Below are 14,868 nucleotides of genomic sequence, written 5' to 3'. Positions count from 1 at the left end.
ATTGATAACCATTAATTATCGTTAGTAATATATTAAGTGATTTTATATGTCAATAGTTTATTTTAAGCTAAATGAATTTATTAAAAGATAAAAATGAACTTGCTTTAGAGTTTCCAAAACTAACAGTTTATAGACCCAAATTTTACAGTATGGTTTCTGTAAAAGGTTTTTTTAAGACAAATGCTAAAACATTATGGACATGTAAAAAAAAATTTTTTATAGATTATATGGATGCTATCGGTATGGCAGAATCTATTCCCGATCCAAGGTTTAAATAATCTAATATTTTTAATAATAACAATAATTTAAGCAATATAACTAAACTAAATGATTAGAAAATTAATGATAAAAGATAAGGAAAATTGGTCTAAATTGTATAATGGTTATGCTGATTTCTACAAAGCTCCAATGAATACAGAGGTTTTAGACACTTTATGGGAATGGATTCACGATGATAATCATATTGTTAATGGCATTTGCTTTGAATTAGAAGGTAAAATTGTTGGTATTGCTCATTATAGAACAATGCCAAGACCAATTAAGGGCCAATATATTGGCTTTTTAGATGATCTATTTGTGGAACCAGAGTTTAGAGGTCAAAAAATAGCTCAAAAACTTATTAGTCACCTAAAATCATTATCTAAAGCCAATAATTGGGATGGAATTCGTTGGATCACCCACTCTTCCAATGAAAATGCAAAGAAATTATATGATAAAATAGCTAATAACACTGGTTTTGAACTCTATGAACTTAAAGGGAACTAAGTTTCAGCTAAAAGTTTGGAATTACCTAAAGAAAATACCCAAAGGTAAAGTTAAAACCTACTTGGAAGTTGCTAAAGCTATTGGAAAACCTAAGGCATTCAGAGCTGTTGCTAATGCAGTGGGTAAAAACCCTTATCCACCTAAAATACCATGTCACCGAGTCATCAGATCAGATGGAAGTCTCGGCGGTTACTCTGGAAAAGGTGGAATTCAACAAAAACGACGTTTATTGAGATCAGAAAAAGTCTTCATAAAATAGTACTTTTAACCTCAAAAAACGCCAAAAACCCTTGTTATTAAACACTTTTTAGGTATTTTGCCATATTTTCGTTTAATTGCTGTAATACATCCTTCAGTTGTACTACAAATATACTTTTGGCTAAAATAGACCATCCTATGAGCGTTTAAACAGTATATTCTCATACTGCATTGCTCTACTTGTCAACAATAGCAACGATTATAGAGAGAGTAAAAAAGACCATTTTACTAGCTTTTTTAACCCCTATTCTACTCAATAAACACTCTAATCTTAACAAAAATACCCTATTAATTGAAATAAGTATTTAATATCAATACTAAATCACCATTTTAGCCAGCTTAAAAACTATGTTTAATTTACTAAAAATTAAAATTACCCAATTCTCGCTTTTTCAACGTTAGAAAAATAGATTTATGCTACTTTTATTTTATTTTTAAGCTATTTTAGTAACTATAATTTAACTATTTTTAAATATTATTATATTTTATCTGTAATTTTCATAAATTAATAATATTATAATTAAATCAATAATTACAATAGTATATAATATATTATTAATATATAACGTTAGCTATTAGTAAACAAATAATACCTAGTTAATAGGATTTAATATAAGATTCTCTTCTGGAGATATAAACTCCACTCATAATAATAATGGATAAGCCTAAGAATGTCCAATTATCAGGAAAGTCACTAAAAAAGTAATAGCCAATAATTATATTAGTAATGATTTCGAAGTAGCTAAATGGAGCCAATTTAGAGGCATCGGCGTATTTAAGTGATAATATAAGAAATAAGTGCCCAATGCAGGCAAATACGCCTATTGAGGCCATCATAGACCATTGAGAAGGAGTTGGATTAACCCATACAAATGGAATTAATCCTGAAACGGCGATTAACCCAACCAATCCAGTTAGTAATAATGTTAATAAAGGGTTATCTGAAGTGCTCAATTTACGTGTAATTATTAAATAGAACCCATACATTACACCTGTTCCTAATGCAGCTAGACTGGCCAAGTTAATCTCCACAAAACCTGGTCTTATAACCACTAGAGAGCCTATAAATCCTATAATAACAGCAGTCCACCTTCTTATACCCACCTTCTCACCCAAAAATATAGGAGAAAATGCAGTAACAATTAAAGGTGCTACAAAAGCAAGTGTCAGGGCTTTAGCTAGAGAAATAACAGATATTGCGTAGAAAAAACAAATATTAGCAGAAAGTAGTATTAGCCCTCTTATTATTTGTAACTTAGGCTTATCTGTCCAAACAAGCTGCTTATTATAAAACAAGAACATTATTGGGAGAGTGAATGCGACCGTAAAAAAATATCTAGCCCACGTGATCTGTAAAACTGGCATATCAGCACTTAAATATTTTGCAAAACCATCCATGATTGGAAGCATTACCCAGGCTAAAAGGTTAAATATGATGGCTTTCATAAGCCAATTGATACAGTTTAATTAAAGTACTTTAAAGCAAAGAATACGACTACTGGAATAGTAAAAAAAGACATGACTGTTGAAACAACAATGGTACTAGCAACACTATCTACAATCTTTTTCGGTGAATAAATTGATGCTACAAGATAATTTAAAACAGCACTGGGCATTGAACATTGAATTAATAGAACACCAGCAGCAAAACCTGAGAGGTTAAAATATTTTATTATTGAAAAACCAATTATTGGGCCAATTATTACTCTTCCAATTGATGATATAAATGCTTTTTTGAATGAAAAAACCTTAAAACGAGTAAGAGCAATTCCTAAAGACATTAATATTAAAAAAATCGTAGCGTACATTAACAGAAAAGTTGTATTTTCAATAAAGAGAGGAAGTTCTATTCTAAAGTATAGAAAAATTACTGAAATTATAATCGCATAAAAGGGTGGGTTTTTAAGAATTACACTTAAATCAAATTTTCTATCAGCAAGAAATACTCCAAGAGTAAAATGGCATAGCACTATTAAGGCTGAAATTGCAGCAGCAATACCTAAACCTTGAGTGCCGTAAGCGAATAAACATATTGGTAAACCCATATTACCAGTATTAGGCATAACAAAGGGAGGTAATTCACGAATAATATCTTTAGTATTTAAAAAAAATAAAAAAACTATACCTATTATTGTAAAAATAAAAATTGCTATCAAATAGTACCAAAAATAATTTTTAAAAATGTCAAAAGACATTCCAGTTGATGTTAAAGAATATATTATCATTGCTGGAGTACCAATATTTGCTGCAAAGGTAGTAATAAAAGAAGTGTCTAATTTTGGATTATTTTTGCCAAGATAATAACCAATACCAACAACAAAAAAGACAGGAAATAAAACCTCAAACAGTTTTAGATATATTTCCATTAATTATAAATTCTAATCAATGTTGGGTATCTTAGAATATTTTTGTCTTTATTAAAAATAGAAAGACAGTTCTTAGAATTAAGCTCATTAGTTTTATGAGTAATAATAACAATTGTAGCTTTATTATTTTTTTTGTCAGGAGTTTGGATTAATCTTTTTACTGAAATTTTATACTTAGCTAGTCGGTTTGTGATTGTTGATAAAACACCTGGTTTGTCTTTAACTTCAAATCTCAAATATAGTGAATTCACATAATTATCAACGTTGTAACACTTAATTAATTTACGTTTATTGCCAGGAATGCCAAAAGGCTTCTTAATATTACCTCTTAAAATTGAGAGTAAATCTGATAATAAAGATGAAGAAGTAGGTCCAGGGCCAGCTCCCTCCCCTTGCAATATACTTTCACCCACAGGTTTTCCTTCGAGAATAACAGCATTCATAACACCACCAACGTTACCTATGTACGAATTTTTACTAACTAAGCATGGGTGTACAGTTTCAAAAAGTTGGCCATTAATTAGTTCTGAAATGCCAAGGAGTTTGATTCGTAAATTTAATTGATTGGAAATTTCTATGTCTTTTAATTCAATTTTTTCAATACCTTCCATTAAGCATTTATGTTTTGAAATTTTAGTATTAAAAGCTAGAGCAGACAAAATTCTTACTTTAGCAAATGCATCAAAACCATTTAAATCTAATTTAGGGTTACCTGGTTCAGCGTATCCCAATTTTTGAGCTTTTTTTAATACATTTAAAAAACTATCATTAGAATTTTCCATTTCTGAAAGAATATAGTTAGAAGTACCATTTAAAATTCCATAAACTTTAGAAATTTTGTTAGTTGCAAGACCCTCTTTAATAGTTCTTAATATTGGAATACCACCAGCAACAGATGCTTCAAATTCTAAATTAACATTATTTTCCTCTGCTAATTTTCCCAAATAATCACCATGTTTAGAGATAAGTGCTTTATTAGGAGTGATTACATGTATTTTATTTTTTAAAGCAGTTTCCACAACTTTTTTTGAAATCCCATCTGACATACCTATAGCTTCAAATAAAATATCTACTTTGGTCTTATTAAAAATTTCTAATGGGTTTTTAAAAAATATTTTCTTATTAACTTTAAATCTTCTTTTTTTAGAAATGCTTCTTGCTGAAACAGCTACTACTTTAATCTTTTTACCTGTCTTAAGTTCAATATCTTTTTTTTTAGTGTTAAGTTCATTTAACAAATAAATGCCAACTTGTCCTAGACCAACTACAGCAATATTGATTATATTTTTCATCTATTGGTTAATATCTGGGTATTCTGCATTTTTTGAATAATCTTTAAGAAAGAGGTTAAATTCATCAAAAGTCATAGATTTGTAATCACCAGTTTTTTTTAATATCTGAGAAAGTTTTTTGTCATCATTAGACTTTTTAATAGAATCTCCATTCCAATTAATAGACTCTTTGTTTAATGTGCACGAAGTTAAAAATACAATTAAAGATAAAAATAAGTATTTCAAATTAATCCTTTTGTTTCATTAAAACCAAATTTGATATTCATATTTTGTATTGCTTGACCTGCCCCACCTTTAATTAAATTATCAATAACAGATAAAATAATAACTCTATTTTTATACTTAGTTTTACAAATTACTATAGAGCAATTATTTGTGTTAATTACGTCATTTGTACTTAACAATGAATTTGTTTTTAAAATTTTAACGAATCTGTTTTTTGAATATTGACTCTTTAAAGTATTTTCTAAATTTTTAATACTTACACTTTTGCTAAGGTTTACGTAAATAGTACTAAGTATCCCTCTAAACATTGGCGTTAAATGGGGTGTGAATGTAAAAGAAAATTTATTTGTAGTGTGGTTTTCAATTTCTTGTTGAATTTCAGAGTTATGTCTATGGAAACCTACACCATAAGCAGTTAAGGATTCATAAAGATTTTTATCCTTATATTTTTTATGTACACCTCTCCCAGCACCAGAGTAACCAGATTTTGAATCTATAATAACATTATCTGTTTTTATTAAATTTTTTTTAACTAAAGGAATAAGTGGTAAAAGTATTGATGTTGGGTAGCAACCTGGACATCCAATAATATTAAATTTCTTTACTTTACCACCATTGATTTCTGGTAATGAATAAATTGACTTTTTAATATTTTTGATAGATCTGTGTTTTTGTTTGTACCATTTTAGATAATCTGATGCTTTATTAAGTCTAAAGTCTGCAGCTAAATCAATTAATACATTATGCTTTAATAAATCATTTGAAATATCTTGTGCTTCACCATTAGGTAGAGCTGTAAAAACAAGGTCTATGTTTTTTAAAAGTTCTTTATTGTATCTAATAATTTTAGGTAATTTTTTTGAACTTAATGATTTTTCATAACTAGAGATATTTTTTCCAACAGACGTATTACCACAAAGATATTTAATGTTAACATTGCTGTGTTTAACTAATAATTTAATTAATTGAACACCAATATAACCAGTTGATCCAGCAACTAAAACATTAAGCTTAGGCATTTTTTTATTATAACAGTTTAGAGTTAAAAAAGAATTATCTTTTCGAGAATTGGAAGCTTCTTCTTGCTTTTCTACGACCAGGTTTTTTTCTTTCAACCGATCTAGAGTCTCTAGTATTAAGCTTTTCTGTCTTAAGTACTGCTCTATTCTCTGAATCAAATAAGATTAATGCTTTAGCAATACCATGAACCATTGCACCAGCTTGACCAGTATGTCCACCACCTGCTACACTACATCTTACATCATAATCAGTTGCTTGGTTTATAATCTCAAATGGTCTTGTGATTTGCATTTTGTGACTTCCGCTAGTGAAGTACTCATCCATAGTTCTGCCATTAACGTAAATTTTGCCAGTACCCTTTTTCACCCAAATTTTTGCAATAGATTTTTTTCTTCTACCAGTTGCGTATTTACTATCTTTAAAATCTAATTTAATTTTAGGTTTTTTTGTAGACACTTTATTTGGTGAAGCTGCTGTTTCCATATTAATTTCTTATTAAATTTTTACTGTTTAATTTACCTAAGTCTAAAAGTTTTGGGTTTTGTGCCGCATGAGGGTGTTCTTCACCAGCATAAATTTTTACTTTAGTTAATTGTTTTCTTCCTAGAACTCCACCAGGTAACATTCTTTTAATAGCTAATTTTAATGTCTCTCCAGGTTTATTTTTTTCTAATAACTTTTCAGGAGTAATTTCTTTAATTCCACCTGGGTGACCAGTATGTCTATAATATTTTTTATCTTTAAATTTTTTTCCAGTGAACTTTGCTTGTTCAACATTTTTAACAACAACAAAATCACCATCATCCATATGAGGTGTAAAAGTTGTTTTATTTTTTCCTCTAACAATCATAGCGATAATAGAAGCTAATCTGCCAACTACAGCATTTTTAGCATCAATCTCAAACCAGTTACTGTTTAAATCACCACTTTTTAGAAATTTTGTCATTGTGCGAGGATTAATACTATTATTAGATATAATGTCAATTTTATATTTCCCTTGCAATATCTTGCTTAAATGATATTTTTATATAGCCGATTTGTTCCTATTGCAGGCTAGTTATTGCTAAAAAGGATTTTTTACCCACATTATCGGTAGGCGCATTTGAACTGTATTGTACGCCTTGCATAAAGCAAAAGTACTAAAAAAGGAGTATTAAGATGAGTACAAAAAGACAAAACCCTGAGACTATAGCTATACATGGTGGTGATTATAGAAATGATCCAACAACCAAAGCAGTAGCAGTTCCAATTTATAGAACAACATCGTATCAATTTGATAGTACTGAACATGCTGCGAATTTGTTTGCTCTTAAGGAATTTGGAAATATTTATACAAGAATAATGAATCCAACAAATGATGCTCTTGAAAAAAGAGTTGCTTCATTAGAAGGAGGATTAGCCTGTTTAACAGTAGCATCTGGACAAACCGCATCAACTTTTGCAATTTTAAACGTTGCACAAGCCGGAGATAATATAGTCAGCTCTACGGATTTATATGGAGGTACTATTTCGTTATTCACGCATACATTAAGTAAACTTGGTATTGAAGTTAGATATGCAGACCCTTCTGACCCAAAAAACTTTGAAAAAGCTGTTGATGATAAAACTAGAGCTTTTTATGGTGAGACTTTACCAAATCCTTATTTGAGAGTTTTTCCAATTAAAGAAGTTTCTGATATTGGTAAAAAATACAATATACCATTAATAATGGACAACACAGCTGCCCCTGTAATTTGCAAACCTTTAGAACATGGTGCTGCAGTAGTAGTTTATTCATTAACAAAATATATAGGTGGTCACGGTACAGTTGTAGGTGGAGCTTTAGTTGATGGAGGTAATTTTGATTGGACAGCTGATCCCAAAAGACAACCTTTATTTAACGAACCGGACGCAAGTTACGGTGGAGCTATATGGGGAAAAGTGGTTCCAGAATTAACTGGGGCTAATGTTTCTTTTGCAGTAAGAGCGCGGGTTACATTACTAAGAGATCTTGGTTCTGCCCTATCACCTGACAATGCATTTGGAATTATTCAAGGGCTTGAAACAGTTGCTCTTAGAATGAAACAACACTGCTCAAATGCATCAAAAGTTGTTGACTATTTAAAGAAAAATAAAGAAGTAACAAGAGTAATCTATCCAACAGAACATGAAGGTAAAATTGCTGATCGTGCTAAAAAATACCTTAATGAAGGAAATGGTGGTTTAGTTGGTATTGAGCTCAAAGGTGGTATTGAAGCAGGTAAGAGATTTATCGAGTCTTTAAAAATGTTTTATCATGTTGCAAATATTGGAGACGCAAGAAGTTTAGCAATTCATCCTGCAACAACAACTCATAGTCAGTTAACAGAAAAAGAATTGTTAGCCTCAGGTGTAACTCCTGGATACGTAAGATTATGTATTGGTATTGAGCATATAGATGACATTATTGAGGATTTAGACCAAGCTTTAAATAAATCTTCTAAAGGGAATTTGAAAGCAGTTAGTTAGAGTTTTTATATAATATCAAAAAATAAGAACTCAAAACTAATATTGAACCTAGCTGGTGTAGTGAAGCGTATGTAATCTCTACACCAGAAATCAAAGTTATAATTCCTAAAAAAATTTGAAACAAGATAGCAACATCAAAAAATAATACATATTTAAAATCATATTGTTTTTTAAAATAGATAAAATTTAAAATGATTATAAAAAATAAAAGCAAATATGCAGTTGATCTATGCAAAAATTGAATAATTGATGGGTTGTTAAATAATTGAGTACTAATTAAATCACCATAACTAACATCATTTGGAAAAAAACTACCATTCATATCAGGCCATGAATTATAGATAAGACCACCATCTAAACCTGATAAAAAAGCACCCAATACAATCTGCAAAACTATCAATTTAAGTATAAATAATAAAAATAAATTTGGAATTTTATTTTCAAATTTCTTAATTTTATGAATATCTAAAATATACCAAAAAATTAAACATAAAATAAATAAAGCCAAAGATAAATGAATGCTAAGTCTAAAGTGACTAACGTCATTATTTTCAATTAATCCGCTAGATACCATATACCAACCAATGAACCCCTGAAGACACACAAGAAAAAAAATCCAATAATATTTATTAGAATAATGCAGAGTTTTTTTAAAATAAAGAGTGAAGAAAAGCAAAGGCACTAAAGTAAACAAACCTACAAATCTTGCTAACAATCTATGAGCATACTCCCAATAAAAAATCACTTTAAATTCATCTAAGGACATGCCGTAGTTAATATTTTTATATTCAGGAATTTTTTTGTACTCTGAGAAATAAAAATTCCACTCATTAATATTCATAGGTGGGAGTATTCCAGTAAAGAGCTCCCAGGCTGTGATTGATAAACCAGAGTCTGTTAGTCTAGTAAGACCACCGACAGCTACCATAAGAACAATTAATGAAAATAAAGTTATTAACCACAATTTCAAATATTTTATATAGTTGTCGCTATTTACAAACATAAATTATACTTATAATAATTATCTTAATAACCAATTGAATAAATGTCGCCTACAAATAAAAAAAAACTAAATCAGATTAGAATTAAGCTTGATAAACTTGATAATGATTTACTTAAATTAATCAAAAAAAGATCTTCTCTAGTCAATGAAGTGCTAAAAGTAAAAATACATAAAAAAGAAATAATTGATCAAAAAAGAATCAATTTTATACTTAAAAAAATTAAAAAAAAATCAATACAAACTAATATTGACCCAAAAATCACTAATAGAATTTGGAAAAATATGATTTGGTCTTTTATTGATTACGAAAAAAGAAATTTTAGAAAAAAATAATACTATTTACTGTGTGGAGGTAATTTTTTTTCCACAAACATTTCATGTTTTCTTGTAGAAGGGTTATATTTCTTTGCAGACAATTTAACTTTAGCTTTTTCACCACCTGCAGGTTTTTTAACATAATAAAAAAAAGGACTATCAGGTTTAGCCTCAGGTACTAATCTAACTTTAACGTGCGTTTTTTTTGCCATTTTATTTTAAACTTTTTATCTTTTTTATTAAATCCGAAATCTTCTTAAGTTTATTTTTTAAATTATAATCAGCATTTATAGAATTATTTGGTAATTCGTCAAGTTTTAATGATTTATCAGAATTAAGAACTTTTTTAACACCAATAATTGTCATTCCTTGATCTTTGAGTAGATATTTAACTTTTTTTAAAACCTCAATAGTATCATTATTATAATATCTTCTATTACCATGTAAAATTTTTGGCTTAATTTGCTTAAATTCCTTCTCCCAAAATCGAATAGTATGAGTATTCAAGGTTCCTTTTTTTTTGTTTACAAGACCAAGAATTTTAGCAACCTCACCTATTGACTTATAAGCATCATTATTTTTATAAATCATTCTTAGAATTTACCAAATCTTTAAATTCCTTAGAAGCTTTAAATAAAACAACATCTCTATTAGATATAGTTGTTTGTTCTTTTGTTTTGGGATTTCGTCCAATTCTACTTTTTTTTGCCCTTATAGAAAAAGTACCAAATTTAGAGAGCTTTAATTTTTTTTCTATTTTTAAATTGTCTACTATTGTGATTAGAAAATCATCAATCAAATTTTCAGATATATTTTTTGAAAAACCAATTTGCATATAAATTGAATTTATAAGATCTTTTTTTGTTAAGTTAGTTCTTTGCATTAACTTATGTTGTTTCTTATCTTTTCTATTAAATTACCAGTTACAATTCTAGTGCAAACACTTAATGAGTTTGAAAAGCCTATATAATCTGTTCCACCATGGCTTTTAATAACAGGAGAATCTAAACCTATGAAAATTGCACCATTATAAAGTCTTGGATCTAATCTTTCTTTAAATTTTTTTAAATTTGAAATATTTAGTAAAGATGAAATTTTACCAATAAGATTACCTGTCATGGCTTTCTTTAATTCACTGGTAATAAAATTTGCAGTACCCTCAGCTGTCTTCAAAGCAATATTTCCAGTAAATCCATCTGCAACGATAACATTCACATCGCCATTCATTAACTGATTACCTTCTATATAACCCTTAAACTCAAAGTCATTGTTATTTCTTTGATTTAATTGTTGGTAAGTTTCTTTGATAGTCTCATTACCTTTAATTTCTTCAGACCCTATATTTAATAAAGCAACTTTAGCTGTATCATCTGGATATAAGGATTTAAATAACGAAGATCCCATTATAGAAAAATCAATTAAATTTTTTGGACTACATTCGATATTAGCTCCCAAATCTAGCACAACACTCATGTTCTTTTTATTTGGCCATAAAGCAGAAAGAGCTGGTTTATCAATGTTTTCAATCATCTTTAGATTAAGTTTTGAAATAACAAGTAATGCTCCAGTGTTACCGGCAGAAATAACTATGTCAGATTTTTTTTCTTTAACACTTTGTATGGCTAACCACATACTAGTGTTTTTTCCTCTTTTAGCTCCTTCTAAAGGACTATCAGTTCCTTTAACCAAATCTTTAGTGTGAATTATTTCAAATGAAGATGTGGGTAATTGATCATTTAAATAATTTTGGATTTTTTCCTTATCACCAAAAATTTGATAAAAAGTATTAGCGTTACTTTTATAATGATGATTAATGCCATCAATAATTTTTTTTGGTGAGTTATCTCCACCCATTGCATCAACTGCAATTTTTATTATTTTGCTCATTTAATTTTGGACTTTTATTCCTTAGGATCTAAAACTTGTCTACCTCTATACATGCCTGTTTTTAGATCTAAGTGATGAGGCAATCTGTATTCTCCAGATTTCTTGTCCTCAACAATATTGGTAGATTTGAACTTCATATTCTGAGCTCTTCTCATTCCAGTTCTTGACGGTGATTGTTTTCGTTTAGGTACAGCCATAATAAAATTAATGCTTAACTACACCTTTTATATAAGAATTTAAAGTATTATTTCTTAAATTTAACCTATAATTTTCAAAATATTTAACCAAATACTCAATATTAGATGAATTATCTAAAAAATTTACCAAAATAGAGTTTCTAGATTCTATATCCAATTCATCCCAACTGTGAATTTTGTCGATCATTCCATAGAATAAGTTTAAGTAATCTTTCATTTTTTTATTAATTGACTGGTCACCGTAACCAATTTCCCTGATGCTTAATTCAACTTGTCTGAAGGTAAAATCATAAATCTCTTGTAGTATTTTTTTATCATTATTTTCCTTATAAACTTTCAAAAAGAAAGCGAAATGCAGTAAAAAAAATATTAATCTATCAGAAAAAGTATCCTGATTTTTAAAACCCTTATACAAATCTTTATTTCTAGTTAATTTAACTAAATTGTTGTAAATATTTAAATATTCTTTGCTCATGAAAAATTATTTTTATCTAATTATTATTTTTTTATTTATTTCAAATTGTACATTAAATAAAGTTATAAAACATCATGGAGTACATTTTTTAGAAAAGAAGAATGAAAAACTTATAATTGGTAAAACAAATAAAAACGATATAATTGAACTTTTAGGACCTCCTTCAACAAAAGGAGCTTTTAATCAGGAATTATGGATTTATATGGAAATACAAACTAGCTCTTCAAAACTATCAAATTTAGGGAAAAAAGAATTGTTAAAAAATAATATCTTGCTATTGGATATTGATAACAGAGGTGTTTTATCAAAAAATATTTTTCTTACTAAAGAAGACATGAACAATATAAAATTTTCCGGAGACACAACTCAAATGAATTATTCTAAAAATAATTTTATATATGAGTTTTTGTACTCAATAAGACAAAAAATAAACGACCCTCTCGGTAAAAAAAAAATAAATTAATTTAACCAGCAATCACCGCCAACAATAGTAAAGCCACAATATTTGTAATTTTAATCATTGGATTAACAGCAGGACCAGCAGTATCTTTGTAAGGATCTCCAACAGTGTCACCAGTTACAGCAGCTTTATGTGCTTCAGAACCCTTTCCACCGTGATTTCCATCTTCAATATATTTTTTTGCATTATCCCAAGCACCACCACCAGCAGTCATTGAAACAGCTACAAATAAACCTGTAATAATTACACCTAATAACATTGCACCTACTGCAGCTAAAGCAGCAACTTGACCACCTATAGCTAGTATTACAAAGTATAAAACAATAGGAGAAAGAACTGGCAGTAACGAAGGTATAATCATCTCTCTAATTGCAGCTAAAGTTAATAGATCAACTAGTTTAGCATAATCAGGTTTTTGTTTACCCTTCATGATACCTGGGTATTTTTTAAATTGTCTTCTTACTTCAACAACCACTGCACCACCTGCTCTACCAACAGCTTGCATACCCATTGATCCAAATAAATATGGAAGCATTCCACCAATTAATAAACCAACTACAACGTAAGGATTTGATAAATCAAAAGTTACAACAATTCCTTCAAGCTTTGAACCGGCTACACCTGAAAAGTGCTTGATGTCTTCAACATAAGCTGCAAATAATACTAGAGCACCTAAACCTGCAGAACCTATGGCATAACCTTTAGTAACAGCTTTGGTCGTATTACCTACTGCATCTAATGCATCGGTAGTTTTTCTAACACTATTTGGTAATTTAGCCATTTCAGCAATACCACCAGCATTATCTGTTACAGGACCATAAGCATCAAGCGCAACAACCATACCTGCTAATGCAAGCATTGTAGTTACTGAAATAGCGATACCATAAAGACCTGCGATTGAATTTGTTGCTAATATACCCGCAACAATAATTAAAGCTGGTACTGCAGTAGCTTCCATAGAAACAGCTAAGCCTTGAATAACATTTGTTCCATGACCAGTTGTAGATGATTTAGCAATACTTCTTACTGGTCTGTATTCAGTACCAGTGTAGTATTCAGTAATCCAAATTAATAGTCCAGTAATAACTAAACCAATTATTCCACAATAATACAAACTCATACCAGTAAAGCTTTTACCATTAACAGTATATTCACTTGCAAATCCAATTACATAATCAGTAACAGGGTATAAAATTATTAATGAAGAAACAGCAGAAACTACAAACCCTTTATATAAAGCGTTCATAACATTTTTACTTTTTCCAAGTTTAACAAAGAAAGTTCCTAAGATTGATGTTAAAATACAAGCACCACCAATAGTTAGAGGATAGATCATCATATTTAAATCACCATAAAAAAATATCGAAGAAAGAACCATTGTTGCAACAATTGTTACAGCGTAAGTTTCAAATAAATCTGCTGCCATACCAGCACAATCACCAACGTTATCTCCAACATTATCAGCAATTACAGCTGGATTTCTAGGGTCATCTTCTGGAATACCCGCTTCAACTTTACCAACTAAGTCAGCACCAACATCAGCACCTTTTGTAAAAATTCCACCACCTAATCTTGCAAAAATTGATATTAAAGAAGCACCAAAACCTAATGCAACTAATGCATTAACAACTTCTCTGTCATCAATACCTGCTTTTAATAAAAAATAGTAATAAACTGCGATTGCAAGTAAAGCTAATCCAGCAACTAACATTCCAGTTACAGCACCTGATTTAAATGCAACAGCAAGACCGCTTGCTAAGCCTTTTCTTGATGCTTCAGCAGTTCTAACGTTAGCTTGAACAGAAACTAACATTCCAACATAACCAGCTATACCTGATAATGTAGCACCAATAAAATAACCTAAACCAACTAATGGACTGAACACAAAGCAAATAATAACTAAAACAACAACTCCAACCACGGCAATTGTTTTATATTGTCTTGCTAAATAAGCCTTAGCACCAATTTGAATTGCTGATGCTATTTCTTGCATCTTGGCATTTCCAGCACTTGAGTTAAGGATATTCATTCCTGTAAAAAAACCATAAACGATTGAAAGAGATCCAGCTGCTATGGTAAATAATAATATTGTTTCTATTAGTGAGTTCATTTTGCCTT

21 protein-coding genes and 1 riboswitch are annotated in these 14,868 nt (G+C 29.4%); of the genes, 6 read left to right on the top strand and 15 right to left on the bottom strand.

What is annotated here, in order from left to right; all coding sequences use genetic code 11:
• The first annotated feature begins 71 nt into the window (after positions 1-71).
• Genes AC5SL3_RS03130 through AC5SL3_RS03120 form a run of 3 tightly spaced genes read left to right on the top strand, consistent with a single transcriptional unit; the run spans position 72 to position 1,024 of the window.
• Positions 72-278: a hypothetical protein gene (locus AC5SL3_RS03130; protein ID WP_494578720.1), complete on the top strand. Its 207-nt coding sequence runs from the start codon at positions 72-74 to the stop codon at positions 276-278.
• 49 nt (positions 279-327) lie between these two features.
• Complete coding sequence (locus AC5SL3_RS03125; RefSeq protein WP_494578718.1) at positions 328-765, top strand: GNAT family N-acetyltransferase; 438 nt, start codon at positions 328-330, stop codon at positions 763-765.
• Positions 746-1,024, top strand: a complete 279-nt coding sequence (locus tag AC5SL3_RS03120) for a methylated-DNA--[protein]-cysteine S-methyltransferase (protein ID WP_006996903.1) — start codon at positions 746-748, stop codon at positions 1,022-1,024. Before AC5SL3_RS03125 ends, AC5SL3_RS03120 begins: the two co-directional genes overlap by 20 nt.
• Positions 1,025-1,620: 596 nt before the next feature.
• Here the strand turns inward: AC5SL3_RS03120 and AC5SL3_RS03115 are convergent.
• From AC5SL3_RS03115 to rplM, 7 genes are read right to left on the bottom strand one after another with little or no spacing between them, the layout of a single operon-like run.
• Positions 1,621-2,469 (bottom strand): DMT family transporter, encoded by an 849-nt coding sequence (locus AC5SL3_RS03115; RefSeq protein WP_494578716.1) that lies wholly within the window; start codon positions 2,467-2,469, stop codon positions 1,621-1,623.
• A gap of 17 nt (positions 2,470-2,486) precedes the next feature.
• Positions 2,487-3,389: an AEC family transporter gene (locus AC5SL3_RS03110; protein ID WP_494578715.1), complete on the bottom strand. Its 903-nt coding sequence runs from the start codon at positions 3,387-3,389 to the stop codon at positions 2,487-2,489.
• Positions 3,389-4,681 carry a homoserine dehydrogenase gene (locus AC5SL3_RS03105; protein WP_494578713.1) on the bottom strand — a complete coding sequence of 431 codons (1,293 nt, stop codon included), beginning with the start codon at positions 4,679-4,681 and terminating at the stop codon, positions 3,389-3,391. The genes AC5SL3_RS03110 and AC5SL3_RS03105 overlap by 1 nt, the downstream gene beginning before the upstream one ends.
• The gene (locus tag AC5SL3_RS03100) at positions 4,682-4,906 is read right to left on the bottom strand and encodes a hypothetical protein (protein ID WP_494578711.1); all 225 of its coding nucleotides are present in this window, start codon (positions 4,904-4,906) and stop codon (positions 4,682-4,684) included.
• Positions 4,903-5,925, bottom strand: coding sequence for an N-acetyl-gamma-glutamyl-phosphate reductase (argC, locus tag AC5SL3_RS03095; RefSeq protein WP_494578709.1), 1,023 nt, complete (start codon positions 5,923-5,925; stop codon positions 4,903-4,905). The genes AC5SL3_RS03100 and argC overlap by 4 nt, the downstream gene beginning before the upstream one ends.
• A 34-nt stretch (positions 5,926-5,959) precedes the next feature.
• A complete protein-coding gene (gene rpsI, locus AC5SL3_RS03090) occupies positions 5,960-6,409 on the bottom strand; it encodes a 30S ribosomal protein S9 (RefSeq protein ID WP_494578707.1) in 450 nt (149 codons plus the stop codon).
• Between the two features lies 1 nt (position 6,410).
• A complete protein-coding gene (rplM, locus tag AC5SL3_RS03085; protein WP_006996896.1) occupies positions 6,411-6,872 on the bottom strand; it encodes a 50S ribosomal protein L13 in 462 nt (153 codons plus the stop codon).
• 139 nt (positions 6,873-7,011) lie between these two features.
• Positions 7,012-7,080: riboswitch (SAM riboswitch) on the top strand.
• Positions 7,081-7,084: 4 nt separating this feature from the next.
• Between rplM and AC5SL3_RS03080 the strand changes: the two genes are divergently transcribed.
• Complete coding sequence (locus tag AC5SL3_RS03080; RefSeq protein ID WP_494578706.1) at positions 7,085-8,413, top strand: O-acetylhomoserine aminocarboxypropyltransferase/cysteine synthase family protein; 1,329 nt, start codon at positions 7,085-7,087, stop codon at positions 8,411-8,413.
• On the opposite strand, the gene AC5SL3_RS03075 is transcribed toward AC5SL3_RS03080, so the two are convergent.
• Positions 8,406-9,383 carry a COX15/CtaA family protein gene (locus AC5SL3_RS03075; RefSeq protein WP_494578704.1) on the bottom strand — a complete coding sequence of 326 codons (978 nt, stop codon included), beginning with the start codon at positions 9,381-9,383 and terminating at the stop codon, positions 8,406-8,408. The genes AC5SL3_RS03080 and AC5SL3_RS03075 overlap by 8 nt on opposite strands.
• A gap of 75 nt (positions 9,384-9,458) precedes the next feature.
• On the opposite strand from AC5SL3_RS03075, the gene AC5SL3_RS03070 reads away from it, so the two are divergent.
• Positions 9,459-9,749 carry a chorismate mutase gene (locus AC5SL3_RS03070; protein WP_006996893.1) on the top strand — a complete coding sequence of 97 codons (291 nt, stop codon included), beginning with the start codon at positions 9,459-9,461 and terminating at the stop codon, positions 9,747-9,749.
• A 2-nt stretch (positions 9,750-9,751) separates the two neighbouring features.
• Here the strand turns inward: AC5SL3_RS03070 and AC5SL3_RS03065 are convergent, their stop codons facing one another.
• From AC5SL3_RS03065 to AC5SL3_RS03040, 6 genes are read right to left on the bottom strand one after another with little or no spacing between them, the layout of a single operon-like run.
• Positions 9,752-9,943 carry a 50S ribosomal protein L33 gene (locus AC5SL3_RS03065; protein ID WP_006996892.1) on the bottom strand — a complete coding sequence of 64 codons (192 nt, stop codon included), beginning with the start codon at positions 9,941-9,943 and terminating at the stop codon, positions 9,752-9,754.
• 1 nt (position 9,944) lies between these two features.
• Positions 9,945-10,322, bottom strand: a complete 378-nt coding sequence (locus AC5SL3_RS03060) for a MerR family transcriptional regulator (protein WP_494578702.1) — start codon at positions 10,320-10,322, stop codon at positions 9,945-9,947.
• Positions 10,312-10,614 (bottom strand): integration host factor subunit alpha, encoded by a 303-nt coding sequence (locus AC5SL3_RS03055; protein WP_494578700.1) that lies wholly within the window; start codon positions 10,612-10,614, stop codon positions 10,312-10,314. The genes AC5SL3_RS03060 and AC5SL3_RS03055 overlap by 11 nt, the downstream gene beginning before the upstream one ends.
• The gene (plsX, locus tag AC5SL3_RS03050) at positions 10,614-11,618 is read right to left on the bottom strand and encodes a phosphate acyltransferase PlsX (protein WP_494578698.1); all 1,005 of its coding nucleotides are present in this window, start codon (positions 11,616-11,618) and stop codon (positions 10,614-10,616) included. The genes AC5SL3_RS03055 and plsX overlap by 1 nt, the downstream gene beginning before the upstream one ends.
• Before the next feature lie 14 nt (positions 11,619-11,632).
• Positions 11,633-11,815: a 50S ribosomal protein L32 gene (gene rpmF, locus AC5SL3_RS03045; RefSeq protein WP_011282128.1), complete on the bottom strand. Its 183-nt coding sequence runs from the start codon at positions 11,813-11,815 to the stop codon at positions 11,633-11,635.
• Between the two features lie 7 nt (positions 11,816-11,822).
• A complete protein-coding gene (locus tag AC5SL3_RS03040) occupies positions 11,823-12,290 on the bottom strand; it encodes a ubiquinol-cytochrome C chaperone family protein (RefSeq protein WP_494578696.1) in 468 nt (155 codons plus the stop codon).
• Here AC5SL3_RS03040 and AC5SL3_RS03035 point away from each other — a divergent pair.
• Positions 12,289-12,753, top strand: a complete 465-nt coding sequence (locus AC5SL3_RS03035) for a hypothetical protein (protein WP_494578694.1) — start codon at positions 12,289-12,291, stop codon at positions 12,751-12,753. The genes AC5SL3_RS03040 and AC5SL3_RS03035 overlap by 2 nt on opposite strands.
• 1 nt (position 12,754) lies before the next feature.
• On the opposite strand, the gene AC5SL3_RS03030 is transcribed toward AC5SL3_RS03035, so the two are convergent.
• Positions 12,755-14,860: a sodium-translocating pyrophosphatase gene (locus AC5SL3_RS03030; protein WP_494578692.1), complete on the bottom strand. Its 2,106-nt coding sequence runs from the start codon at positions 14,858-14,860 to the stop codon at positions 12,755-12,757.
• Positions 14,861-14,868: the final 8 nt, after the last annotated feature.

The sequence above is a fragment of the Candidatus Pelagibacter sp. PS_34 genome (genome assembly GCF_059417845.1).
Note: the sequence above shows the minus strand (reverse complement) of the source record. Positions and strands in the feature narration are given on the sequence as shown.